Source organism: Arthrobacter sp. I3 (assembly GCF_000520575.1).
GTDB classification, from domain to species: domain Bacteria; phylum Actinomycetota; class Actinomycetes; order Actinomycetales; family Micrococcaceae; genus Arthrobacter; species Arthrobacter humicola_A.
Genome location: NZ_KI914941.1, coordinates 6496 through 30140, shown reverse-complemented (window position 1 = coordinate 30140; position 23645 = coordinate 6496). Strand labels below are relative to the sequence as shown.

Genomic DNA, 23645 nt, shown 5'->3' with positions numbered 1-23645 from the left:
CCCGCCGAACCGTCCGGGAACAGGAACGGCCGGGTCACGGACGCGTCCACCTCGGCGAGGCCGGCCACGGGGCCGCTGTAGAGCACCTCGCCGCCGCCTTCACCGGCGCGGGGACCGACATCCACCAGCCAATCGGCGCGGCGGACGATGTCCATGTTGTGCTCCACCACAAACACCGAGTTGCCGGAAGACTTGAGCTGGTCCAGGACTGCGAGGAGGGGCTCGGCGTCGGCGGGGTGCAGGCCGGCGGAGGGCTCGTCCAGCACGTAGATCACGCCGAACAGCCCGGAGCGGAGCTGGGTGGCGATCCGGAGCCGTTGCATTTCGCCGGGGGAGAGCGTGGGCGTGGACCGGCCCAGCGCCAGGTAGCCCAGGCCGAGGTCCAGCAGCACCGTGACGCGCTGCAGGAGGTCGCGGGTGATGGCGACGGCCACCTCGTTGCCCTCGCCGGAGGACTGCTTCCGGGACGCGGTCCGGGCCTCCGTGAGTTCCGTGGTGGGGCGGATGATGTCCGCCAGCTCGGTCATGGGGACGGCGTTGAGTTCGGCGATGGTGTGCCCGGCGAAGGTGACGGCGAGCGCGGCCGGGGTCAGGCCGCTGCCGCTGCAGACCGGGCACGGGCCGGTTTCCATGAAGCGCAGCACCTTCTCGCGCATGGTGGTGCTCTTGGAATCGGTGAGAGTATGCAGCACATAGCTCTTGGCGCTCCAGAACCGGCCCTTGTACGGCTTGGCCACGCGGTCGCGCTGGGGCGTCACCTCCACCACGGGCTGTTCCTCGGTGAACAGGATCCAGTCGCGGTCCTTTTTGGGCAGCTTCCGCCAGGGGGTGTCGACGTCGTGGCCCAGGTGGGTCAGGATGTCGCGCAGGTTCTTGCCCTGCCAGGCCCCGGGCCAGGCGGCGATGGCGCCGTCGCGGATGCTCAGCGCGGTGTCCGGGACCAGGGAGGACTCGGTGACGGTGTGCGCGATGCCGAGTCCGTGGCATTCGGGGCACGCGCCGGCGGCCGTGTTCGGCGAAAAAGCGTCCGAGTCCAGCGCGGCGGCGCCGTCGGGGTAGCTGCCGGCGCGGGAGAAGAGCATGCGCAGCGAGTTGGACAGCGTGGTGAGGGTGCCCACCGTGGAGCGCGAACTCGGCGTGCCGCGGCGCTGCTGGAGCGCGACGGCGGGCGGCAGCCCGGTGATCATTTCCACCTTGGGGTTGTGCCCCTGCTGGATGAGCCGGCGGGCGTAAGGTGCCACGGATTCAAAGTAGCGGCGCTGCGCCTCGGCATAGATGGTGCCGAACGCGAGGGAGGACTTGCCGGAGCCTGAGACGCCGGTGAAGGCGACAATTGCATCGCGGGGCACGTCTACGTCCACGTTGCGCAGGTTGTTCTCGCGGGCGCCGCGCACCCGGACAAAACCGTCCGACGGATTGCCGGGACCGGGATCAGGAATGAGGTCCCGGCCGGCCGGGCGCGGCAAATGGGAAGCATGCTGTTTACTTTGCATTGGTTCGACTCTATCCGCTCCGGGGAGCCCCGGGCATATCCTTACCGGATGGAAACACACGACGGCGATGCCCAGTTGACCGCGGAAGAGCCGGAAGAACCGGAAGAGCCGGAAGCCGGCGAACCCCTCCCGCTCCCGGTCGCCGAGCTGCACCTGCACATCGAGGGAACGCTGGAACCGGAGCTGATCTTCGCGCTGGCGGAACGCAACGGGATCGCACTGCCCTATGCGGACCTGGACGAGTTGCGCTCGCGCTACGAGTTCACTGACCTGCAGTCCTTTTTGGACCTGTACTACGCCAACATGGCCGTGCTGCAGACGGAGCAGGACTTCGCCGACATGACCCGCGCCTACCTGGCCCGGGCGGCGCTCGCCGGGGTCCGGCACGCCGAGATCATGCTGGACCCGCAGGCCCACCTGTCCCGCGGGATACCGCTGGAGACGTGCGTCAACGGCGTGGCCTCGGTGCTGGCGGGATCCCGCGAAGAGTTCGGCATCTCCACCCTCCTGATCGCGGCCTTCCTGCGCGACCTCACCGAGGACTCCGCCCTCGAGGTGCTGGAGCAGCTGCTCGCCATGGACGCCCCGATCGCCGGCATCGGGCTCGATTCCGCCGAGGTGGGCAACCCGCCGGCCAAGTTCGAGCGGCTCTTCGCCCGGGCCAAGGACGCCGGCCTGCACCGGATCGCGCATGCCGGCGAGGAGGGCCCGCCGTCGTACATCATCGACGCGCTGGACCTCCTCGACGTGGAGCGGATCGATCACGGCATCCGCTGCATGGAGGACCCGGAGCTCGTGGAACGGCTCGTGGACGAGCTCATGCCACTGACCGTTTGCCCGCTGTCCAACGTCAGGCTCCGCGCGGTGGACACCCTGGCCGAGCACCCGTTGCCGTCGATGCTCGCGGCGGGTCTGAACGTCTGCGTGAACTCGGACGACCCGGCGTATTTCGGCGGGTACGTGGACGACAACTTCGCGCAGCTGAAATCGGTGATCGGCCTGTCTGAGTTCGACTGCGTCCGGATGGCTGCGAACTCGATCCGGTCCTCCTTCGCGAGCGAGGAACGCAAGGCCGAGCTGCTGGCCGAGCTCGCCGCGTCCGGACACTAACCACCCAAGCAACGCGGGGTCACTACGCGCCCATCCGGAGGCCCCGGACGGGCCGTAAGCGACCCCGCGTCGGCTGTCGAACGCAGCCTTAGACGTCGATCGAGTCCATGTGCGGGTATCGCGCTCCGGCGGCCGCCCCGGCCGGAGCCAGTTCGTCCAGGCGGGTCAGGTCCTCGGCGGAGAGTTCGACGTCGGCAGCGCCCAGGTTTTCCCGCAGGCGGTTGACCTTCTTGGTGCCGGGGATGGGAACGATGTGCTCGCCCTGGGCCAGCAGCCAGGCCAGCGCCAGTTGCCCCGGGGTGCAGCCCTTCGCGTCCGCCAACTCCTTGACCCGGTCCACGAGTTGCAGGTTGCGGTCAAAGTTCTCGCCCTGGAAACGCGGGGAGTGCCGGCGGAAATCGTCTGCGGCAAAGTCCTCGGGGCTGCGGAACTGGCCGGTGAGGAAGCCGCGGCCCAGCGGGCTGTAAGGGACAAAGCCGATGCCCAGTTCCGCGAGGACCGGGAAGACCTTGGTTTCCGGCTCGCGTTCCCACAGCGAGTATTCGGTCTGCAGGGCCGTGATGGGGTGCACGGCATGGGCCCGGCGAACGGTGTCGGCGCTGGCCTCGGACAGGCCAAGGTGCCGGACTTTGCCGGCCTGCACCAGCTCAGCCATGGCCCCGACGGTTTCCTCGATCGGGACGGTCTTGTCCACCCGGTGCTGGTAGTACAGGTCGATGTGGTCCACGCCCAGCCGCTGCAGGCTTGCGTCGCAGGCGGCGCGCACGTAGTCGGGGGAGCCGTTGATGCCCACCCAGGATCCGTCAGGCCGGCGTTCGTTGCCGAATTTGGTGGCCAGGACGACGTCGTCGCGCCGGCCGCCGATGGCACGGCCCACAAGCTCTTCGTTCGTGAACGGGCCGTACATATCGGCGGTGTCGAGCAGGCTTCCGCCGGCGTCGAGAAAAGCCTTGATGGTGGCGATGGACTCGTTTTCCTCGCCGTGGCCGTAGAACTCGCTCATGCCCATGCAGCCCAAACCCAGGGCCGAGACGGTGAGCGAACCAAGCGTACGGGTTTCCATGGATAATCTCCTCAAAGACAAATGGTGGGGCACCCGATCCGGCACCTGACCCGGCGCATGTTCGGGCGGCGGGACGGCGCGCAGTGGGCAGACCGCAACTCTAGGCCCATCTCGCGGGGGACACAACGGAGCGCAGGGGACACAACGGGAGGGCGTTGCCGTTTCCGCCAGAGTCCACTGCACCGGCGGAAGCGGTTCACCCTTGCCGGGGGATGCGCCGGGCGGTGCCGCGCGGCAAAGTGCAGATATGACGAAGACTCGTGAGCGGCGCAAGGGCTGGCTGCGCCAGGCGATGCCTGGGCTGGACGTCGTCGCCGCGTACCAGAAGGACTGGTTCGGCAAGGACATCATCTCCGGGATCGTCCTGACGACGTTGCTTGTTCCCCAAGGGATGGCCTATGCCGAGCTGGCAGGACTGCCCCCGATTACCGGGCTGTACACCAGCATCCTCTGCCTGCTCGCTTATGCGGTATTCGGCCCGTCCCGCATTCTCGTCCTGGGGCCGGACTCTGCGCTGGGGCCCATGATCGCGGCGACGGTTCTGCCCCTGGTCGCGTCCGACGGCGACCCGCAGAAGGCGATCGCGCTCGCATCGATGCTTGCCCTCATGGTCGGCGCCATCATGGTCCTCGCATCCGTGGCCAAGCTCGGCTTCATCGCCGACCTGATCTCCAAGCCGACCATGATCGGCTACATGAACGGCCTCGCGATCACCATCCTGGTGGGTCAGCTCCCGAAGCTCTTCGGGTTCAAGGTGGAAAGCGAAAACTTCATTGGTGACCTGGTCGGATTCGTCGAGGGAGTGGCCAATGGCGAGACGGTGGTCGCCGCCGCGGCGGTCGGCATCGGCGGGATTGTGCTGATCCTTGCCCTGCAACGGTGGCTGCCCAAGGTCCCTGCGGTGCTCGTCATGGTGGTCCTCGCGATCGCGGCCGCGGTGGTCTTCGACCTGGCAGCCAAGGGCGTCTCGCTGGTCGGGGAACTGCCACAGGGCTTCCCGCCGTTCACCATTCCCCAGGTGGACGTCGCGGACCTGGGACTGATGTTCGCCGGTGCCCTGGGTATTGCGCTGGTGTCGCTGACGGACACGATCTCGACGTCGACGGCGTTCGCCGCACGCACAGGGCAGGAAATCCGCGGCAACCAAGAGATGATCGGGATCGGCGCCGCGAACCTGGCCGCGGGCCTCTTCCAAGGCTTCCCGGTCAGCACCAGCGGATCCCGGACCGCCGTCGCGGAACGTTCCGGCTCGAAGACCCAGCTCACGGGCGTGACGGGCGCCGTGCTGATCCTCCTCATGCTCGTGCTGTTGCCGGGGCTGTTCCGGAACCTGCCACAGCCGGCCCTGGCGGCAGTGGTGATGACGGCGTCGATCTCCCTCGCCGACATTCCGGGAACGGTGCGTCTCTGGCACCAGCGGCGCACCGAGTTCTATCTGTGCATGGCCGCCTTCCTTGGAGTGGCGCTCCTGGGCGTGCTGCCCGGCATCGGCATCGCGGTGGGACTGTCCATCCTGAACATCTTCCGCCGGGCCTGGTGGCCGTATGAGACCGTGATCGGGCGGGTGCCCGGCTATGAGGGGTTTCACGACATCCGCGTCCACCCGGACGCGAAGCACCTGCCCGGCCTGGTGATCTACCGGTGGGACGCCCCGTTGTTCTTCGCCAACGTCCGGCCGTTCCGCGACAACATCCGGCACCTGGCACGAACGGAACCCAAACCGCGGTGGATCGTCATCGCGGCCGAGCCGATCACGGACGTGGACACCACCGCCGCGGACGTCTTGCTCGATCTGGACGTCGAACTGAACGCGCAGGGTATCTCCCTGGTGTTCGCCGAGGTCAAGCACAGGACCCGGGAGAAGATCGAAAAGTACGGATTGACCCGAGAAATCGAGCCGGAGCATTTCTATCCCACCACCGAAGCAGCGGTAGCCGCCTACATGGCCCAAACCGGCGCCCAATGGAGCGCAGAGGACTGACCTCTGGTTTTCTACTCGCGGGTAGGGCCGAGTTGGTCCTTCGCGCCCCCCGCTCTGGCCTGTCATAGTGGGTCACGACACACAGAGTTAACCGGATCCGCTCGCAAAAACTAACATTTCCTTGGCAAAATGCAGGTGGATCAATTGCTTCTAAAGGAGACCCATGGGCGCGAACACCGCGGAAAACACCAACCTTCGGCTCAAGGCCGTGCTGGATGTTCTGGCAGAGGAGGTATGGACGGGCGAGAAGCTGAACGCCGGAGCCGTGCTGGGCGAGGCAATCGCACGGGTGCCCCTCAACGACCACGAACGCGAACTGCTCAGCGGCGGCATTCCCCGCGGCCACAAGACGCTGACCACCGCCACGGCCAAGCTGGTCAAGGCCGGCTGGCTGGTTAAGGGCCGCTCCGGCTGGTCCATCACCGACGACGGCCAGCGCGCCACGGTGGCCTTCGCCGATCCTGCCGCCTTCGCTGCAGCGCTCGACGCCGGCACTCCCGTTCCGGCGGGCACGCCGCTGCCGACTGCTCCGGTGGCAAAGCCGGAGAAGGCAGCAAAGACAGCAGCCACGCCGGCCGCCGCGGCCGAGGAGACGCCGTCGACAACATCCAAGGTTGCCGGCAAGGCCGCCAAGCTCATCGAGGAGGCTGTGGCCCCGGTGGCCAAGGCGGTGCGCAAGCGCAAGCCCGCGGCGAAGGCTGCACAGCCCGCAGCAGCTCCGGCAGCAGCCCCGGCGGCGGCGGCCTCGGCTGTCAGCGTCGACACCATCGAACAGCCGGACGCCGTCGCGGTTGCCGGCGACTTCAGCATTCTGCTGGGCGCGCCCGCCAACTGGGCGCCGCAGTACGACGAAGTCCAGATGGAACTTGACCAGGTGGATCAGCTCTGGAAGATTGCCGCGGACATTCCTGCCGGCTTCTACTCGTTCAAGATCGCCCTGAACCGGTCCTGGGACGAAAACTACGGTGCGTTTGGCGTCTTCGACGGACCCAACCACGAAGTCCACCACGGCGGCGGCCTCCTGGTCATCCAGTACGATCACCGCACCCGGGACATCGTCCAGCCGTAGCCCCGACGCGCAACCGTCCTGCCGACGCGCAAATGACCCTGGATACCCGAAATTCGGGTGTCGCAGGGTCATTTGCGTGTCGCGGGCGGGTTTGCGCATCTTGAGCCTGCCCCGCCTGACCCTGCCCAGGGACGGCCGGCCGCCCTAGCATTGCCTCATGGAGACCGTCGAGGTTGCGGGCCTGCGGATCCGGTACCGGCGTGCGGGCCAGGGGCCGCCGCTGGTCCTGCTGCACGGCGCCTACGAAGACAGCCGCATCTGGCGGCGGCAGCTCGAGGATTTGTCGGCTGACTTCACGGTTTTCGCCTGGGATGCACCCGGGTGCGGCGGCTCGGACGATCCGCCGCCGGACTTCACCGGACAGGACCTCGGCGACGCCCTGGCAGGTTTTCTGCGGGAAGCGGTTCCCGGCCGGCCGCACGTCCTCGGGCTGTCCATGGGCTCCGGCATTGCACTGGAGCTCTACCGGGCACACCCGTCAGTGCCCGCGTCGCTGCTGCTGGTCTCGGCGTACGCCGGTTGGGCCGGATCTTTGCCGCCCGAGGAAGTCGAGCGCCGCTATGCGCAGGTGCTCGCCGAACTCGATCAGCCGGCGGAACAATTCATCCCCGTATGGCTGCCCACGCTGTTCACGGAACACGCTGATCCGGCGGCGGTGCAGGAAACCAGCGCCATCATGGCCGACTTCCACCCGGAAGGCATGCGGGCACTGCTGAACGCAAACGCCCACGCCGACTACCGCGACGTGCTGCCCACCATCGCGGTGCCCACCCTGCTGCTGTACGGCACGGACGACGTCCGCTCGCCGCAGAGCGTGGCCCGCGAGATGAACCGGCGGATCCCTGGCTCGACGCTGGTGATGATTCCCGACGTCGGGCACATGGCGGCCGTCGAAGCGCCGGCTGCCTTCAACGCCGCGGTACGCCGGTTCCTGCACGGACTCTCCGCGCGGTGACGCCCGCTAGAACCGGGTCGGGTCCGGCCGCGGCGGCACCGGGCCGGGATCCGGAATCGGGAGGGGGCCGGGCGGCGTCGGGAACGGCCCCGGTTCCGGTGACGGCGTGGGCGCGGGGCCCGGTACCGGCTCGGGCCCCGGAACCGGCGGCGGCGTGACCGGACCGGGTTCCGGCGGAAACGGGTCTCCGGGCTCCGGCGGCGGCGTCGTGGGGCCGGGTTCTGGCGGAAACGGATCGGGCCCGGGAGTTGGTGGAATAGTCATGCGTGGCTTCCTTTCGTGGGCTGGCGTTCAGGATCGTCGATCAGGCGCCGCGGTGCCGGCGCAACACCTGCAGTTCCCAGGGCCGCAGGTGCACCGCGCCCGCGGAAAGGCCGTCCCGCACCGCACCCGCGGCGGAACCCGCGGCAGAGCCGCCGGCGGAGGCGTCGGCGTCGGCGTCGGACGGATAGTTGCCCAGGACCAGCTCCGCGCCAGCCCAGACCTCGTCCCCGAGGTCCGCGTCGCGCACCTCGCCGGAGAAGTTGCCCAGCACCAGCAACTCCGGAATCCCGGCGCCGTCCGTGGGACCGTCTGCGGGACTGCCGGAAGAAACGGCCGAACCGGGCACGGTCAGGGCCCGGGTGAACGCATAGACGTGCGGGTCATCCGGCAGCAGCATGGTGAAGTTCCCGTGCGAGACCACCGGTTCCGCATGCCGCAGCGCAATCACCTGGCGGTAGAAGCTGTAGACCGAATCCGGATCATCCACCTGGGCGGCGGCGTTGATGTGGTTGGCATTCGGGTTCACCGCGATCCAGGGTGCCCCGGTGGTGAAGCCGGCATGCCGGGAGGCGTCCCACTGGACCGGGGTCCGCGCGTTGTCCCGGTTCAGCGGCGCGAGGGCGGCGAGGACCTCGGCGTCGGTGTGGCCCAGGTGTGTGGTGGCTTCGCGGTGGTGGTTGAGGACCTCGATGTCGCGGAAATCGCTGATCGCGCCGAACGTCATGTTGGTCATGCCCAGTTCTTCACCCTGGTAGACGTAGGGCGTGCCGCGGTGGAGGTGCAGGACGCCGGCCAGCATTTTGGCGGAGAGCTCGCGGTATCGGGGGCTGTCGTCGCCGAAGCGGGACACGGCGCGGGCCTGGTCGTGGTTGCCCCAGTACAGGCTGTTCCACCCCGTCTCGGCCAGCCCGTCCTGCCAGCGGCCCAGGGTCTGCTTCAGCTCGGTGAGCAGGAGCTTCTTGGGCCGCCACTTGTCGCCCTCCTCCTGGTCCAGCGCCACGTGCTCGAACTGGAACACCATGTCCACCTCGGCCCGGGCGGGGTCGGTGTACAGGATGGCGTCGTCCACGGTCACGCCGGGCATTTCGCCGACGGTGAGCAGCTCGCCGGTGCGGTTCGCGAAGACTTCCCGGTGCATCTCCTGCAGGAACTCGTGCATGCGGGGGCCGTCGATGTAGAACGGGGAGCCGTCACCAAAGAGCTTGCCGTCGGCCACCGGGCCGTCCGGGAGCGAGGTGTCCTTGGAGATGAAGTTGATGACGTCCATCCGGAACCCGTCCACGCCCCGGTCCAGCCACCAGTTCATCATCTCGTAGACCGCTGCGCGGACCTCGGGATTCTCCCAGTTCAGGTCCGGCTGCTTCTTCGAAAAGATGTGGAGGTAGTACTCCCCGGACGACTGGTCAAACTCCCACGCGGGCCCGGAGAACGCCGAGCCCCAGTTGGTCGGCTCCGCCGCCGTGCGCCGTGGGGCGGGCCCGGCGTCGACGCCCCGCGGCGGCCGCCACCAGTACCAGTCGCGCTTCGGGTTCTCCTTCGAGGACCGGGATTCCACGAACCAGGGGTGCTCGTCCGAGGTGTGGTTGACCACCAGGTCCATCACCAGCTTCATGCCGCGCGCGTGCAGCCCGTCGGTCAGTTCCCGGAGCTCCTCGAGGGTACCGAACAGCGGGTCCACGTTCCGGTAGTCGCTGATGTCGTAGCCGTTGTCGTCCTGCGGCGAGGTGTAGATCGGGGAGAGCCAGACGACGTCGACCCCCAGCCGCTGGAGGTAGTCCAGCCTGCCGATGATGCCACGAAGGTCGCCGATGCCGTCGCCGTTGGAGTCGGCAAAGCTGCGCGGATAGATCTGATAGACGACGGCGCGCTGGAACCAGTCGCCGGCAGCCGCCTTGGGTGTTTCCGTGGGGGCTTCTTCGACCGTCATGGGGACTCCTCAGCTGGTCCGGCAGACAATGGGGCAGCGCGTTGCTGACCCGCCAACGTCTGATTATTGATCAGTTGACGGGGGCTGGGAAGACCTGCCCGGTCCGGCTGTGCTGTCGTGCTGTCCGGGCGAAGCCGCCCCTCCCCGGCTAGTTCTGCGAGGCGATGGCGTTGTCGCGGTCCTCGAAGACGTCCTCGCCCGGTCCGGAGAAGGCCTTGGAGCGCTGGATCGCCTCGATGGATCCGGTGAACAGCTGGGAGTCGTGGGGATCCGGGTGCCGGTGGTGCTCGGCCGTAGCCTTGCTGGGTCGCTTGGACCCCGTAACGGCGTCGGAAGCGTTGCCGGAAGTGGACGCCACCAGTGCCGACGGCAGCGATTCGAGGCGGACGTGGGGGAGCGCCGTCGGGTGGTCCTGCTGCAGGAACAGCACCAGTTCCTCGCGGATCAGGCAGCGGAGGTCGAACAGGGAGGCGCTGTCCGCGGCGCTGACCAGGATGCGTACGCGGACAAAGCCGGCGGTGGCGTCCGTGATCTGCAGGATCCCCACCCGCTTGTCCCACAACGGCGTATCGGCCAGGACCTTCTTCAGCTCGCCGCGCATTGCCTCGACGGGAGCGCGCCAGTCGAGGTCGAACTCGACGGTGCCCATGACCTCGGACTGCCGCCGGGTCCAGTTCTCGAAGGGGGTGGTGGTGAAGTACGTCGAGGGCAGGATCAGCCGGCGGTCGTCCCAGATGTGGACCACCACGTAGGTCAGGGTGATCTCTTCGATCCGGCCCCATTCCTTCTGGACCACCACCACGTCGTCCACCCGGATCGCGTCCGTGAAGGCGAGCTGGATGCCGGCGAAGACGTTGACCAGCGAGGTCTGCGCGGCGAGGCCCGCGACAATCGAGATCACGCCTGCGGAAGCCAGGAGCCCGGCGCCGAGCGCCTGGATCGCGGGGAACGTCAGCATCATGCTGCCCAGGGCCACCACCGCGATCAATGCGACGCCGATCCGCCGGGCCAGGATCACCTGGGTGCGCAGCCGCCGGGCGCGGCGGTTGTCCGCGACATCCACCCGGTACCGGGTCAGCACCATTGCCTCGATGATGAGCAGCATGGCGATGGCCAGCCAGGCCAGTGAACCGATGAGCGCAATCAGCAGCAAATGGTCCAGGCCGTGGCGCCATTCGAGATCGCCGCCGCTGGTGGCGAGCGCGATCCGGACGGCGATGAGGCACAGCGACAAGCGCAACGGCAGCCGGGCCACGCGGGAGGTTTCGCGCAGTTCGGGCTTGCTGCGGTTGAGCCGGAGCACAATCTTGCGCACCAGCCAGGACAGGACGAGTCCGGCAACCACGGCGAGGGCCATGGCCAGGAACGGCATTGCTTGGGTGAGGAACTCTTGCATTACTTAAGCTCTAGCAAGCTTCCACGGGCAACTGAAATCGTCGGGATGTCAACGTGGGTCTCCTCACGCCGCGGCAGGAGCCGGCGGGCACGGCAGGTTTCCGGCGCCGTCCATCGCAGTCCGGCGCCGTCCATCGCAGTCCGGCGCAGACCGGCCGCGCCGGCACAGAGTTCGGCCCGCCACTCCGGGACTTTTGCCTCTTGATTTTGCCGACGGACGCTCCAGAATGGTCGAACCACTTGAATCCCAGGGGGAGGGTGACATGCGTCGACTCGCGGCGTTCGGCACGGCAGCGTCGGCCGGCTTCTTGGTTGCGGCGCTGCTCGGCGCCTGCGGTGCGCCCGCGGGCCCGGGGCCGGCGTCGCCGTCGATGCCCACCGTGCCGCCGCTGACGTCCGCGCCGGCCAGCAGCGGCGCCGCCGATACCCCGCCCACCGAACCGCCGTCGGCGCCGGGCACTCCGGCGCCGACGGCGGCCGATTGGCAGAGCCTCAAGACCCCGGACGGGAAGCTCGAGTTCGATCACCCCGCGGAGTGGACCGTCAGGGACCGCGGCGCCGAGGCCGCGCCCGGCGGCGTGTTCCTGGAGGTCCTGAACGCGGGCGGCAAGTCGCTGGCCACCTTGAAGACCAACGTCGCCCCGGGTGCGGAATGCACGCAGCGGATCCCCTACCAGGTGCTCGATCTGGTGCAGGTTCCGGCGCTGGCCCAGCAGGGCGTCACGCCGCACTTCATCTTTGAGTTGCGGCTGTATCCGGCCGAGAAGGACCCCACGAAAGCCAACGTCATGGCCTACGGCATCAGTTCCGCGCCCAAGCCGTCCGGTCCCGATGCCTGCCCGATTTTCCAGTTCTTCACCTGGCCGCCCAGCGGAGCGTCGTTCGGGGGCGTCTATAACCCCTTCGACACCACCCCGGGCAACGAGCCCTTTGTCGACACCCCGGAGGCCTACCTGGAGACCTCCGAATACCAGGACATCAGGAAGATGATCACCTCGCTGCGCCCGGCGGGGCAGTAGGGCCGGCCCGGGCTCATGGCGAGGCGACGGCCCATAGCGGCTGCGGTTCCGGCTCCGTTTGTTTCGGCGCTGGTGCTCGCGGCCCTGCTGCTGGCCGGCTGCGGGTCACCGGTGGCGCCCCCTGCGACATCCGGCGCTGCGCCGGAGGCGACGTCCGCAGGTCCGCCTGCCGGAGGCACCCAGCCGGGAGGCACCCCGTCGGGAGACCCTTCGCAGGGGACACAGGGAACCACGCCGTCGGGGTCAGCCACGGACACAGCATCGGGAACGGCTCCGGGGAGCACCGCGGCGGCAACCCCGACGACGTCGGCCCTCCCCCCGTCGTCGTCCGGCTGGAAGACGTTCACGACGTCGGACGGGACGCTGAGTTTCGACTACCCGGCCGCGTGGGAGATCCGTGATCCGGCAGGGGAGGCGCCGCTGGGCGGTGAGTTCGTGGACGTTGTGAACGCCGCCGGGAAGCAGATGGCCGCCCTGCGCACGAACATTGTCACGGGCGCCGAATGCGGCGATCAACAGCCCTACCTGCTCATCGATTCTCAGCCGATGCAGGCGCTCGCCGAACCCGGTGCGGCGGACCAGAGCCCGCCGCGCTACGTCTTCGAGGCCCGCGGTGACTTCAGTGCAGCGGAGGCGTCGCCGCCCACCTACGCGTCGTACGGCATCACCATGATGCCGGAGGAGACCGGGCCCACGTCGTGTCCGATGTTCCAGCTCTTCCTCTGGCCGCCCAGCGGCGCGCTGTTCGGGCAGGCGTATGACCCCGGGAAAAACACGACGCCGGGGGACCCCGGGCTGCCGTACCTGGAGAAGGCGAAGCTCTACGCCAGCACGGCGGAGTACCAGGACGTCCGGAAGATGATCACGTCATTGCGTCCGGCGGGCAACGGCGAGGCCACGGGCAGCGTGACGGAACCGGCGAAGTAGCTGGGTTAGACGACGCTGGGTTAGACAGCGGGCAGGTGCCGGTGGCGGTGACGGTGTTCGCGGATCGCAGGTGTCGGCGAGGCATTCCTGCTGCCGCGCTGCCCGGTCCACGGGTTGCTGCTGACCTCCCGGATCAGCCCGGTGCCGGCGCACTCGCGCACGGCCATGATGCCGTCCGCCGCCTGGCGCTTGTCGTCGAATGCTGTGGAAATCGCCAACACGGTCCCGTCGGCGGCGAGAAGCCGGAACCGTACATTGGATTCCGCGTCGGTGAAGATTTCGAACTGTCCAGCCATTGTCTTGTCCTTGTCTGGCGGTGGTGACCGCCGGTGGAGGGTAAGAGCACTTCTTTGTGCTGTTGCCGGGTCTTCGACAAATCGCTGCAGTGCCGGTAGCCACCCTTTCGTGGACGGCGTTCCCGGGAAAGAGGCAAAGGTCCCTTGGTGTCTGGCGGATGAGACTGGGCCGGCTGTACCAAGTCCTGTGTGACGAAACCGGGCGCCCGGATGGGCGCTACATTGGGAGCATGGCTGGCAAACATCCTGTGCAGTTTCCGGCGGATTCCGGCGAGCCCGTGCGGCTGAACGCGCGGGTGTCCGGTGTGGTCCAGGCGGTCGGCTTCCGCTACTGGACGGTCCGGAAGGCCGAGGAACTGGGGCTCAGCGGCACGGTCCGGAACAACACCGACGGCTCCGTGGGCATCGTGGCCGAGGGGCCGCAGTCCGTGGTGCTGGAACTGCGGCGCTGGCTGCGCTCGCCGGAGGCGCCCGGCCGGGTGGAGGACGTCGAAGAATCGGTCTCGGCCGCGACGGGGGAGTTCGGCGGATTCGACGTGGCCTACTAGGGCTGCAGCTTTCCGGTGCCCGGTATCGTGGCCGGTCCGGGGCGAAGGACCCTCGGCAGGGGCCCGGTTTCTGAGTAGGGTGGCCCCATGCAGAAGATATCGCTCGATGCCCTTGCCCGGCAGCAACTGGCTGCAGCGGTTGCGGCACCCAGCGGACGGGCCGCGGACACTGCGTTTGGCGGGCATGAGAAAGTCCTGCGGCAAACCGTCATGGCGTTCAGGGCGGGGACGAAGCTGAGCGAGCACCAGAACCCCGGCGAGGCGACCGTGTTTGTGCTCCGCGGCTGCGTGCGCCTGCGGGCCGGCAACGAATCGTGGCAGGGCAAGACCGGCGATCTGCTGATCGTGCCCGAGGGGCTGCACAGCCTGGAGGCCGAGGAAGACTCGGCGATCCTCATGACCGTGGCGAAAATCAAGACCTGACGGCCCAGCCGCAGGCGGCGAGACCGGTCGAAGCCACTCCAGGGGCCGGATTACCGCAAGGAGCAGGACATGACTGTCATCCCTTTCGACGAGGTCCCACAGACCCGGCGGTGGTGGGCGAGGGCGGCCTACGTCGCGATTCTCTTGGCGGTGGCTGTCCCTTTGGTGTCTGCGGGATTGGCAGGCACCATCGCATTGGTCATGATCGATGCCGGCGCCGTGTTAGTGACTGTGGCTGCGATCTACTGGTTCCTCATCAGCCGCGGTGTCCTGCGCTGGTGTGCGCTGGCGCTCGCGGTATTGGCCCCGCTGGTGCTGGTGGTCCTGCACATCCAGGCGGGTCTGCTATTGGAGATGGTGCTCTCGATTGCGCTGGCGTTCGTGGCCTTGGTCTGTGCCCGTGCCGCGCTCCGGGAAAGGGGTGAGGGCAAAGCCATGCCCGAGCACACCGCCCCTGCTTGGCAGCATGCTTTCCTGGTGATGAATCCGCGTTCCGGCGGGGGCAAGGTGGTGAAGTTCGACCTCCAGCGGAAGGCGGAAGAACTCGGCGCCGAGGTGGCGCTTCTTGAGGGACCGGGACCGGTGGACGTCGACGCGTTGGCCCGGCAGGCCGTGGAACGCGGGGCCGATCTGCTCGGCGTCGCCGGTGGGGACGGAACCCAGGCGCTGGTGGCCGGCATTGCGGCGGAGCACAACCTTCCGTTCCTGGTGATCAGCGCCGGCACGCGCAACCATTTCGCCCTGGATCTCGGGCTGGACCGCGAGGACCCGACAGGCTGCCTTGATGCCCTCCGGGACGGGGTGGAGCTTCACGTCGACCTCGGCAAGATCAACGGCCGCACCTTCGTCAACAACGCATCCTTCGGGGTGTACGCCGAGGTGGTGCAGAGCCCTGCGTACCGGGACGACAAGGCCGGTACCGTGCTGGAGATGCTTCCGGACCTGATCAGGGGCGATAAGGGTGCGCGGCTGCGGGCGCAGGCTGACGTGGAGACGGTGGACGGCCCGCAGGCGGTGCTGGTGAGCAACGGTCCGTACGGCAGCAATGACCTCGCCGGCCTGGGCCGCCGAACCCGGCTGGACCGCGGCGTGCTCGGCGCGGTGGCGATTTCCGCCGCCAACACCCGGGAAGCGGTCGGCCTGCTGCGCCGTGCCACGAAGCGCGGCCTGATCCAACGCACCGCGGCGGAGGTGGTGGTCGACGCCGACGTGCCCGAGATACCCGTCGGAGTGGACGGTGAGGCTCTGCTGATGAGCACGCCGGTACGGTGCACCGTCGAACCCCGCGCACTGCGGGTGCTGGTTCCGCGGAACCGTCCGGGCGTCCCGCCGGCCCAACCGGTGCTGGATCTGGTCCGGCTCCGGGAGCTGGCGTGGGGGCGGCACGTGTCTGCGCCGCCTGCGCCGTCTGCGCCGTCGTCCGCCGCTCCCCCCGCGGCTCCGCCCGCCGGCGGGGGATCGTAGCCTCGGTAGATCTGGCCAGAACCGTGTACGACGGCGACTAGTTGTGCCGTGCCCACAACTGCAGCCACACGAGCAGGCGCGTTTCGGCGTCGTCGAGGTCGATGCCGAAGAGCGGCTCCACCCGGGACAGGCGGTATCGGACCGTGTTGACGTGCACGTCCAGCGACTTGGCGGCGTCGATGGCGTTTCCGCCGCAGCTGAGGTACGCGTAGATGGTCTCCTCGAAGGACTTCTTATGCTGTTCGTCGTGCGCCGCGATGCTCAGCGCGTGCGATCCGGGCAGCTGGCCGGCGGCCGTCAGCGCCGAGACGAACTGTCGCAGCAGCAGACGCGAGCCGAGGGAGTCGTCGTCGGCCACGATGTCATCCGAATCGGCGGCGATGCGCCCTTCCGCGACGTTGCGCACAAGTTCGGACAGGACCAGTTCCGCGTTGACCCTGGAATCCTCGAGCCGGTCGATCGTCGCCGCGGCGCCGAGCGCGGCCAGGACCGGGCGTGCGAGCAGCCGGCGCGCATTCTGCACAATTTTCAGAATCGCGGTGCGCTGGAAGTGGCGTGAGGTTTCGGTGGTTTGTGGGAGGACGATGTACACGATGTTGTCCGAGAGCCCGCAGACGGCCGAGGGCAACCGGATGGCGCAGGCAGTCCGGATGGTGTCGAAGAGCCGGAGGCGGGACTGCAGCGTTTCGGCCGCGATGGCTTCGGACGGCCAGATGCCCAGGGCCGCAACCCGGATCGACGGCGCCGAGATCCCGAGCCTGATGGCGGCCAGTTCGGCGCGTTTCGGATCGAACAGCAGCGGCTGGACCAGATCGATCTGGCGGGTCAGGTTCGAGACGTAGGTGGTCCGTTTGTGCAGGATGTGGAGCGCTGCCACGTTTGCGGCTTCGCGCAGGATCCGGTTGGCGTCCTCGTTGTGGTGGTCCGCCAGTTCAAGGAGCCAGAGCGAGCCCAGAACGGAGTCGCCGGCCCGGATCGCGATGGCCGTGCGCCGGAGCGAGGGGTCCTGCGTGGCCACATCCAGCGCATCGGTAGCGGCATGGACACGGCGGTAATCGTTGTCCGTTTCCACCGAATGCGGGACCTGCAGGCTCAGGATGGAACTCCGGCGCGTCTCGTCAATGGGCTGGTCCGGGAGAGTGGAATACGCCAGGATTGTCTGCTCGGGATCGGCGATCGCGATGGCACCGCCGGCCTGGGCCGCCACCGTGTTGGCGAGGTCGAACAGGTCTCCGGGCCGGATGTCCACCAGGGTCCGTCCCGATTGCCGGTGCGGGACCACTGCCGCGTCCATGATCTCCGCGAGCTGGTTCCAGGGCACCGAGTCGGAGGCCCGGAACAGCGCCATCCCGTTGTCCCGGGCGGCTGCCCGCAGGACTTCGTCCGAGGTGCCGTTGGATTTGTACACGATCGCCACGTACCCGGCGTCGCTGAGTTCCCGCACTTTCGCGCCCAGACGCTTCCCGGAAAGGGACAAACCAATGGCCAGGGCAACCGCCCCCGGGAACTTGGCGGGCCGCGCCGTCGAGTCGTAGAGGACAGAGCCGGCGACAATCTGCCGGTCATCTGACGGCATTTCCACGAGGCTGAGGATTTCCGAGCCCGCCGAGCGGGCGACGTCGGCCAGGGTAGGCAGCGCGTGCGTCTCCACCTCCGGTGCCGTCACCGGGACACCCAAGAAGCTGTTTGGTATTCGCTACTAATGATTGGCCCCTCAATTTGTCGATAACTCCATGGTGATGCGGAGCTTCATTTCCTACGCTGAACCATAACGCAGCACAGTTCAACGGAAGGCCGTCATTGAAAATCAGCGAAGCCAGGCAACTCGTCCAGGTGAAGGCCCCCGTCTTGTCCCGCCAACGGCGTGTGCTGGCGGGCGCCTACAACGTCGAGGAATTCCGGAAATCGGCCCGCAAGGTCTTGCCGGCCGGGATTTTCGACTATCTCGACGGCGGATCCGAAGACGAAGTGACGCTCCGCCGCAACCGGGCCGTCTTCGATGCCTGGGCACTCATGCCCAGCTGGGGCCCGGTGTCCGGACCCGACACGACGACGACCCTGCTCGGAAAAGAAAGCGCGCTGCCGCTGACCTTGACCCCCACCGGGGCGACCCGGCTGTTCCATCCCGAGGGCGAACTGGCCGTCGCGGCCGCCGCGGACCGGGCCAGCATCCCCTATGGGCTGGCCGGGCTGAGCACCGTGCCCATGGAAACCATCGCAGAGCACCACCCGTCCCTTGACCGCTGGTTCAACTTTGGCCTCACCTCGGACGCCCAGGCGATGAAGAACAAACTGGCGCGCTGCAAGGCAGCCGGATTCAACACCCTGATTGTCGGCGTCGACACGCGGGCGCTGGGCTCCAGGGAACGGGACCTCCACAATGGATTCACCGCCCCTCCCGCGCTCACGCTGTCAACCATCGCGGACATCGCCCGGCGCCCTTCGTGGTGGATCAACTTTTTGAAGTCGGACGGCATCAGCTTCCCGAACCTGGATCCGCAGAGCCCCGCCGCCTCCTCCGTGGTGACCCCGACCATGTGGCAGCACATCCTGGGCCACTCGGATGCCAGCAGCGGCTGGAAGGAACTTGAGGCCCTGCGGCAGGCCTGGCACGGCAAAATCGTGCTCAAGGGCTGCGTCAACCCGGCCGACGTCGCGAAGGCCTCCCGGATTGGCCTGGACGCCGTCCAGTTGAGCAATCATGGCGGCCGCCAGCTCGATCACATGCTGAGCCCCATGGACGTCCTCCAGGAATCGCGGCAACGGGTGGGCGATTCGATCGAGATCTACGTGGACTCCGGCATCCGCCGGGGGAGCGACATCCTCAAGGCGCTGGCACTGGGAGCCGATGCCTGTTCGATCGGCCGGGCCTACCTGTACGGATTGGTGGCGGCCGGCTCGCCGGGCGTCGGACGCATCATCGACATCTTCGGGGATGAACTGCGGCGTACGATGACGTTAGTGGGCGTCTCCAGTATTTCCGAGTTGAAGGCCCGGGGCGGGGAAATTCTTCGGGACATTCGTCATTCCGGAGAACTTCTTGAGACAAGAGCGTCGGAAAACACGAATTCATGAGTTTTGAATAAGCAGTTATGCAGTGCCCTCCCGCAGCGTTGCGGGAGCCTAGAGAATCCCTGAACAGCTAAGGAAGCCATGCGCACCCGATACCTTCTTCCCGTTCTCACCATAGCCACGGCGCTCTCGCTCTCGGGCTGTGTCAACAACAGCGAACCCGCCGCCACCGGCTCGGCATCCGGTACCGCTGACGCCATCGACGTGCAAAAGAATGACTCCATTGCCGCCTCGCTCCCGGAAAAAATGAAGAGCTCCGGCGTGCTCAACGTCGGCATGGCCAACAACTACCCGCCCAACGAGTTCAAGGACGATAACGGCGAACCGGCAGGCTGGTCAGTGGACCTCACCAATGCCCTGGGCAAGGTTATGGGGTTGAAGGTCAACTTCGACATCGGCACCTTCGACAACATTCTGCCCGCGGTGAAGGCAGGCAAGGATGACATGGGAATGTCGTCCTTCTCCGACACGCTGGAACGCGAAAAGCAGGTCGATTTCGTGAACTACTACTCAGCCGGCATCCAGTGGGCGTCGCCCAAGGGCAAGAACGTGGACCCGAACAACGCCTGCGGGCTTAAGGTCGCCGTCCAGGCCACCACCTATGAGGACACGCATGAGGTGCCGGCCAAGTCGAAGGCCTGCACGGATGCTGGCAAGCCGGCGATCACCATTTTCAAGTACGACGCGCAGGACCAGGCAACCAACGCCCTCGTGGTGGGACAGGTCGATGCGATGAGCGCCGATTCGCCCGTGACTCTGTACGCGATCTCCAAGACCAAGGACAAGCTGCAGACCGCCGGCGACGCCTTTGAGGTGGCGCCGTACGGGATGCCCGTGGCCAAGGGCAGCGAATTTACCCCGGTCCTGCAGAAGGCGTTGCAGGCACTGATCGACGACGGCACGTACAACAAGATCCTGTCCAAGTGGGGCGTCGAGTCCGGTGGCGTCAAGACAGCAACTCTCAACGTAGCAGCCAAAGGGTGATAGCAAATGAGCGAGCCGGAATCCGACAGGATGATTGAGTCGGAGCCTGACAGGAAGCCTCGGGACCGGAGCGGGCAGGGCACGGACAACTCGCCGGCGGAGGCGATCGTGGCGATCCCGCTGCGGCACCCGTGGCGGATCGTGATTGCCGTGGTCCTGCTGCTTGGGCTGGCGGTCTTTGTCCTGGACGCCGCCCAGCGCCCGGACTATGGCTGGCCGGATGTGGGGAAGTACATTTTTGACCGCCGGATCAGCCAGGCCGCGTGGGTGACGTTGTGGCTGACCATCTACTCGATGATCGGCGCGATCGTCATCGGGCTGCTGCTGGCCATCATGCGGCTCTCACCAAATCCGGTGCTCAAGAGCATCGCGTGGCTTTACATCTGGATCTTCCGCGGAACCCCTGTCTACGTGCAGTTGGTGTTCTGGGGCATCGTGGCCCTGATCTACCCGGTGTTCACGCTGGGGATTCCGTTCACGACGCCGTGGGTCACCGTCCCCAATGAGATCTTCACGAACCTGTTCATTACCGCCGTGATCGGGCTGGCCTTGAACGAGGCCGCCTACATGTCTGAAATCGTGCGTGCCGGCCTGCTGTCCGTGGACGAGGGCCAGGCGGAGGCTTCAACGGCCCTGGCCATGTCCTGGGGCCAGACCATGCGGTATGTCGTGGTTCCGCAGGCCATGAAAATCATCATTCCGCCGACCGGCAACGAAGTGATCTCAATGCTCAAGACCACCTCCCTGGTGGCCGCGATCCCATTGAGCATTGACCTCTACGGGGTGTCCCGCGGCATTTCAGCCGTGACTTTCACTCCGGTCCCGCTGCTGATTGTGGCTTCGCTCTGGTACCTGCTCTTCACCTCCGTCCTGATGGTCGGACAGCACTTCATCGAAAAGCGGTTCTCCCGCGGAACCGGACGGATCAAGTCAGGCAAAGCACCCGCCGCGCCCGAACCGGCGCCGACGGCCGGACCTGGCGCGCCGGGTGCACCGCTCGGCACAGATTTTGGAGGTAAGGGATGACGGGCGTGCCAATGGTTCTTGCGGAGAAGGTTTCCAAGAATTTCGGATCCAACAGGGTCCTGCGCGGGATCAGCCTGGAGGTCGACCCCGGGGAGGTCCTCTGCATCGTGGGGCCCAGCGGTTCGGGCAAGTCGACGTTCCTGCGCTGTATCAACCACTTGGAAGTGGTTGACGGCGGCCGGCTTTCGGTCGACGGGCAGCTGGTCGGCTACCGTCAAAAGGGCGAGAAGCTCTACGAACTCAAGCTCAAGGAAGCTGCTTTCCAGCGCCAGGAAATCGGCATGGTGTTCCAGCGGTTCAACCTGTTCCCGCACCTGACCGCGGTGGAGAACATCATTCTTGCTCCCATGCGGGTGAAGAAGATTTCCAAGGCCGCCGCCACGGTACGGGCCATGGAACTGCTCGAGCGCGTGGGGCTGGGGGACAAGGGCGACGCCTACCCGGCGCACCTTTCGGGCGGCCAGCAGCAGCGGGTGGCGATTGCCCGTGCCTTGGCCATGGACCCCAAGCTGATGCTCTTCGACGAACCGACCAGTGCCTTGGACCCGGAGCTGGTGGGCGAGGTCCTCGATGTCATGAAGGGACTGGCCAAGAGCGGCATGACCATGATTGTGGTGACTCACGAGATGGGGTTCGCCCGCGAGGTGGCCGACACCCTGGTCTTCATGGACGACGGCGTGGTGGTGGAGGCCGGGGCTCCCCGCCAGATCCTGAGCGATCCCCAGCACGACCGGACCAAGGCGTTCCTCTCCAAGGTGCTATGACGCCGAGGGTTGACGGCGCGGCCGGTGGGCCCTGGCCTCTCCGGGCTGTGGCATCACCGCCGCGCCAGTGCAACACTGAATCCGTGGACAGCCCCGCGGACAGCAAGATCTGGGCGGACTACAACGCCGCCCAGGCAACCCGCGGGGTGCGCACGCTGTGCCTCAACGCCATGGCCTTTGCAGGCCCGGGGAACGGCCGCCGCGCCATAGATCTGGGCTGCGGCGCGGGCAAGGAAACACTGGCGCTGCTCGACGGCGGCTGGCGGGTCCTCGCCGTCGATTCACAGCCGGACACCCGGGACCAGCTGCTCGCAACTGTGCCCGCCGCCCTCGCCGAACAATTGGACGTCGAGCTAAGCCCGTTCGAGGACCTTCCCCCGCTCCCGGAGGCGGGGCTCATCCTGGCCAGCTATTCGCTGCCCTTCGTCCACCCCGAAAACTGCACCCGCCTTTGGCGGATGCTGCTGGAGGCGCTGGGCCCTTCCGGCGTCATTGCCGTGAATCTGTTCGGCGAACGGGACTCCTGGGCCGCCATTCCCGAATGGAACTTCCACACCGAAGCCCAGGCCAGAGCCTTGTTCGAGGGACTGGATATCCTTACGTTCGAGACCTACGACGCCGACGGCCAATCCTTCCGCGGTCCCAAGCACTGGCACATTTTCGACGTCGTCGCCCGGAAACCCTGACGCCGGGCAAAACCCTCATCCGGCAGGACTTCCGCCCGACCTCATCGACCGAAGAGGTCTCCGAGAGGAGCAGTACGTTATGGGTGATGCCTTCAACGCCGTGGATGGCGTCCGAATTTCCTTTCAGGAGCAGGGCGCCGGCCCCACTATCGTTCTGGTGCACGGTTCAGGGCTGTCCCGTGCCATTTGGCGGGGACTGGGCTACACGAAGGCCTTGCAGGAGCGCTTTCACGTGGTGACTCTGGATCTGCGGGGACACGGCCGCAGCGACAAGCCGCAGCACGAAGACGCGTACAGCATGGACCTGCTCGTCGGGGATGTGGTGGCAGTCCTGGACGCCGCCGGCGCGCAGGCAGCCCACTACGTGGGGTATTCCGCCGGTTCGAGAATCGGATTCTCCCTGCTGGCCAGCAGTCCCGAGCGTGTCCAGACATTTACGGCTGCGGGCGGCACGTACCGCTCCCCGGCCGGGCAAATCGAATCGATCTTCTTCCCCGGATATGACCAGGCCCTGGACCGTGGCGGCATGCCGGAATTTCTGCGCCAATGGCGTATCGCCACGGGCCGTGACCTCGATCCGCAGACGGCCGCCGCGCTTCTGGCCAACGACCCCGCGGCCCTGCGCGCCTACTTCCGGCGGAGTGAGAACGAACCCGGAATTCCGGAGCCGGTCCTACGGACCATAGACACGCCCACCTTGCTGCTCGCCGGCACCGAAGACCCGCTTCGGCATGCGGACTCGGAACGGGCGGCCCAGCTCATGCCCAGGGCACAGTTCCAGGCCCTGCCCGGCCGCAACCACGGCCAGACCCTGGTTCCCGCCGGCCCAGTCCTCAGCATGGTCACTTCATTCATCAGCTCGGCTGCCAGCGCGGCGAACAACGGCTAGGCAGGGAGGGTTGACGCCAGAGCGACGACGACGGCGGCATGTGTCGGCTGGTTCGATTTCGGCCGGCGTCGTAAGACAGACTGTTGCCGTGAGCAACTCTCCCCGTGCAGGCCTGGCCGTCGCCGGCCTCAGCCTCGGCACGTCGCTGAACCCGTTGAATTCGTCGATGATCGCCGTCGCCCTGGTGGTGCTGCGCGAGGACTTCGGGCTCGATGTCGCCACGGTCACCTGGGTGATCACGGCGTTCTACCTCACCTCCGCGGCCGGCCAGCCGCTGATGGGCCGGCTCC

21 protein-coding genes and 1 pseudogene are annotated in these 23645 nt (G+C 67.1%); 16 read left to right on the top strand and 6 right to left on the bottom strand.

Going from position 1 to position 23645, the window contains the following annotated elements; all coding sequences use genetic code 11:
- Positions 1-1493 (bottom strand): annotated as a pseudogene (locus Y706_RS30345) (ABC transporter); the annotation flags it as partial.
- 48 nt (positions 1494-1541) lie between these two features.
- Between Y706_RS30345 and Y706_RS0116575 the strand changes: the two are divergent.
- A complete protein-coding gene (locus Y706_RS0116575) occupies positions 1542-2603 on the top strand; it encodes an adenosine deaminase (protein ID WP_028277476.1) in 1062 nt (353 codons plus the stop codon).
- 88 nt (positions 2604-2691) lie between these two features.
- On the opposite strand, the gene Y706_RS0116570 is transcribed toward Y706_RS0116575, so the two are convergent.
- The gene (locus Y706_RS0116570) at positions 2692-3666 is read right to left on the bottom strand and encodes an aldo/keto reductase (protein ID WP_028277475.1); all 975 of its coding nucleotides are present in this window, start codon (positions 3664-3666) and stop codon (positions 2692-2694) included.
- 247 nt (positions 3667-3913) lie between these two features.
- Between Y706_RS0116570 and sulP the strand changes: the two genes are divergently transcribed.
- The 3 genes from sulP (at position 3914) to Y706_RS0116555 (ending at position 7671) form a co-directional block, all read left to right on the top strand.
- Positions 3914-5647: a SulP family inorganic anion transporter gene (sulP, locus tag Y706_RS0116565; protein WP_028277474.1), complete on the top strand. Its 1734-nt coding sequence runs from the start codon at positions 3914-3916 to the stop codon at positions 5645-5647.
- Positions 5648-5810: 163 nt separating this feature from the next.
- Entirely contained in the window at positions 5811-6716 is a 906-nt protein-coding gene (locus Y706_RS0116560; protein WP_028277473.1) for a pullulanase X25 domain-containing protein, read from the top strand.
- Positions 6717-6873: 157 nt separating this feature from the next.
- Positions 6874-7671 (top strand): alpha/beta fold hydrolase, encoded by a 798-nt coding sequence (locus Y706_RS0116555; RefSeq protein ID WP_028277472.1) that lies wholly within the window; start codon positions 6874-6876, stop codon positions 7669-7671.
- 304 nt (positions 7672-7975) lie between these two features.
- Here Y706_RS0116555 and Y706_RS0116550 read toward each other — a convergent pair whose 3' ends face one another.
- Positions 7976-9862 carry an alpha-glucosidase gene (locus Y706_RS0116550; RefSeq protein ID WP_028277471.1) on the bottom strand — a complete coding sequence of 629 codons (1887 nt, stop codon included), beginning with the start codon at positions 9860-9862 and terminating at the stop codon, positions 7976-7978.
- A gap of 148 nt (positions 9863-10010) precedes the next feature.
- Positions 10011-11258, bottom strand: coding sequence for a mechanosensitive ion channel family protein (locus Y706_RS0116545; RefSeq protein ID WP_028277470.1), 1248 nt, complete (start codon positions 11256-11258; stop codon positions 10011-10013).
- Between the two features lie 226 nt (positions 11259-11484).
- Between Y706_RS0116545 and Y706_RS0116540 the strand changes: the two genes are divergently transcribed.
- Positions 11485-12276 (top strand): hypothetical protein, encoded by a 792-nt coding sequence (locus Y706_RS0116540; RefSeq protein WP_052355092.1) that lies wholly within the window; start codon positions 11485-11487, stop codon positions 12274-12276.
- Between the two features lie 15 nt (positions 12277-12291).
- Positions 12292-13203, top strand: coding sequence for a hypothetical protein (locus Y706_RS0116535; RefSeq protein ID WP_043436332.1), 912 nt, complete (start codon positions 12292-12294; stop codon positions 13201-13203).
- Between the two features lie 20 nt (positions 13204-13223).
- Here Y706_RS0116535 and Y706_RS26020 read toward each other — a convergent pair whose 3' ends face one another.
- A complete protein-coding gene (locus tag Y706_RS26020; RefSeq protein WP_043436331.1) occupies positions 13224-13499 on the bottom strand; it encodes a YegP family protein in 276 nt (91 codons plus the stop codon).
- A gap of 230 nt (positions 13500-13729) precedes the next feature.
- On the opposite strand from Y706_RS26020, the gene Y706_RS0116525 reads away from it, so the two are divergent.
- From Y706_RS0116525 to Y706_RS0116515, 3 genes are all read left to right on the top strand, one after another.
- Positions 13730-14047 (top strand): acylphosphatase, encoded by a 318-nt coding sequence (locus Y706_RS0116525; RefSeq protein ID WP_043436330.1) that lies wholly within the window; start codon positions 13730-13732, stop codon positions 14045-14047.
- Positions 14048-14134: 87 nt separating this feature from the next.
- A complete protein-coding gene (locus Y706_RS0116520; protein ID WP_028277467.1) occupies positions 14135-14470 on the top strand; it encodes a cupin domain-containing protein in 336 nt (111 codons plus the stop codon).
- Between the two features lie 69 nt (positions 14471-14539).
- Positions 14540-15934 (top strand): diacylglycerol/lipid kinase family protein, encoded by a 1395-nt coding sequence (locus Y706_RS0116515; protein WP_028277466.1) that lies wholly within the window; start codon positions 14540-14542, stop codon positions 15932-15934.
- A 37-nt stretch (positions 15935-15971) separates the two neighbouring features.
- Here the strand turns inward: Y706_RS0116515 and Y706_RS0116510 are convergent, their stop codons facing one another.
- Positions 15972-17600 (bottom strand): PucR family transcriptional regulator, encoded by a 1629-nt coding sequence (locus Y706_RS0116510; RefSeq protein WP_156945174.1) that lies wholly within the window; start codon positions 17598-17600, stop codon positions 15972-15974.
- Between the two features lie 134 nt (positions 17601-17734).
- On the opposite strand from Y706_RS0116510, the gene Y706_RS0116505 reads away from it, so the two are divergent.
- From Y706_RS0116505 to Y706_RS26015, 7 genes are all read left to right on the top strand, one after another.
- Positions 17735-19009 (top strand): alpha-hydroxy acid oxidase, encoded by a 1275-nt coding sequence (locus tag Y706_RS0116505; RefSeq protein WP_028277464.1) that lies wholly within the window; start codon positions 17735-17737, stop codon positions 19007-19009.
- A 78-nt stretch (positions 19010-19087) separates the two neighbouring features.
- Positions 19088-19990: an ABC transporter substrate-binding protein gene (locus Y706_RS0116500; RefSeq protein WP_028277463.1), complete on the top strand. Its 903-nt coding sequence runs from the start codon at positions 19088-19090 to the stop codon at positions 19988-19990.
- 6 nt (positions 19991-19996) lie between these two features.
- A complete protein-coding gene (locus Y706_RS0116495; protein WP_028277462.1) occupies positions 19997-21016 on the top strand; it encodes an amino acid ABC transporter permease in 1020 nt (339 codons plus the stop codon).
- Entirely contained in the window at positions 21013-21780 is a 768-nt protein-coding gene (locus tag Y706_RS0116490) for an amino acid ABC transporter ATP-binding protein (RefSeq protein WP_028277461.1), read from the top strand. The genes Y706_RS0116495 and Y706_RS0116490 overlap by 4 nt, the downstream gene beginning before the upstream one ends.
- 83 nt (positions 21781-21863) lie before the next feature.
- A complete protein-coding gene (locus tag Y706_RS0116485) occupies positions 21864-22466 on the top strand; it encodes a class I SAM-dependent methyltransferase (RefSeq protein ID WP_052355091.1) in 603 nt (200 codons plus the stop codon).
- Positions 22467-22545: 79 nt separating this feature from the next.
- Positions 22546-23355 (top strand): alpha/beta fold hydrolase, encoded by an 810-nt coding sequence (locus Y706_RS0116480; protein WP_028277459.1) that lies wholly within the window; start codon positions 22546-22548, stop codon positions 23353-23355.
- Between the two features lie 88 nt (positions 23356-23443).
- The coding region (locus Y706_RS26015; protein WP_043436329.1) for an MFS transporter at positions 23444-23645 on the top strand (202 nt) is incomplete at its 3' end.

Excerpts from the sequence above, each read along its gene's own strand:
- Y706_RS0116525 (WP_043436330.1), top strand. The coding sequence starts at position 13,730 with ATGGCTGGCAAACATCCTGTGCAGTTTCCGGCGGATTCCGGCGAGCCC.
- Y706_RS0116560 (WP_028277473.1), top strand. The coding sequence starts at position 5,811 with ATGGGCGCGAACACCGCGGAAAACACCAACCTTCGGCTCAAGGCCGTG.
- Y706_RS0116550 (WP_028277471.1), bottom strand. The coding sequence starts at position 9,862 with ATGACGGTCGAAGAAGCCCCCACGGAAACACCCAAGGCGGCTGCCGGC.
- sulP (WP_028277474.1), top strand. The coding sequence starts at position 3,914 with ATGACGAAGACTCGTGAGCGGCGCAAGGGCTGGCTGCGCCAGGCGATG.
- Y706_RS0116490 (WP_028277461.1), top strand. The coding sequence starts at position 21,013 with ATGACGGGCGTGCCAATGGTTCTTGCGGAGAAGGTTTCCAAGAATTTC.
- Y706_RS0116495 (WP_028277462.1), top strand. The coding sequence starts at position 19,997 with ATGAGCGAGCCGGAATCCGACAGGATGATTGAGTCGGAGCCTGACAGG.
- Y706_RS0116520 (WP_028277467.1), top strand. The coding sequence starts at position 14,135 with ATGCAGAAGATATCGCTCGATGCCCTTGCCCGGCAGCAACTGGCTGCA.
- Y706_RS26020 (WP_043436331.1), bottom strand. The coding sequence starts at position 13,499 with ATGGCTGGACAGTTCGAAATCTTCACCGACGCGGAATCCAATGTACGG.
- Y706_RS0116575 (WP_028277476.1), top strand. The coding sequence starts at position 1,542 with ATGGAAACACACGACGGCGATGCCCAGTTGACCGCGGAAGAGCCGGAA.
- Y706_RS0116555 (WP_028277472.1), top strand. The coding sequence starts at position 6,874 with ATGGAGACCGTCGAGGTTGCGGGCCTGCGGATCCGGTACCGGCGTGCG.
- Y706_RS0116545 (WP_028277470.1), bottom strand. The coding sequence starts at position 11,258 with ATGCAAGAGTTCCTCACCCAAGCAATGCCGTTCCTGGCCATGGCCCTC.
- Y706_RS0116500 (WP_028277463.1), top strand. The coding sequence starts at position 19,088 with ATGCGCACCCGATACCTTCTTCCCGTTCTCACCATAGCCACGGCGCTC.
- Y706_RS0116540 (WP_052355092.1), top strand. The coding sequence starts at position 11,485 with ATGGTCGAACCACTTGAATCCCAGGGGGAGGGTGACATGCGTCGACTC.
- Y706_RS0116480 (WP_028277459.1), top strand. The coding sequence starts at position 22,546 with ATGGGTGATGCCTTCAACGCCGTGGATGGCGTCCGAATTTCCTTTCAG.
- Y706_RS0116535 (WP_043436332.1), top strand. The coding sequence starts at position 12,292 with ATGGCGAGGCGACGGCCCATAGCGGCTGCGGTTCCGGCTCCGTTTGTT.
- Y706_RS0116570 (WP_028277475.1), bottom strand. The coding sequence starts at position 3,666 with ATGGAAACCCGTACGCTTGGTTCGCTCACCGTCTCGGCCCTGGGTTTG.
- Y706_RS0116515 (WP_028277466.1), top strand. The coding sequence starts at position 14,540 with ATGACTGTCATCCCTTTCGACGAGGTCCCACAGACCCGGCGGTGGTGG.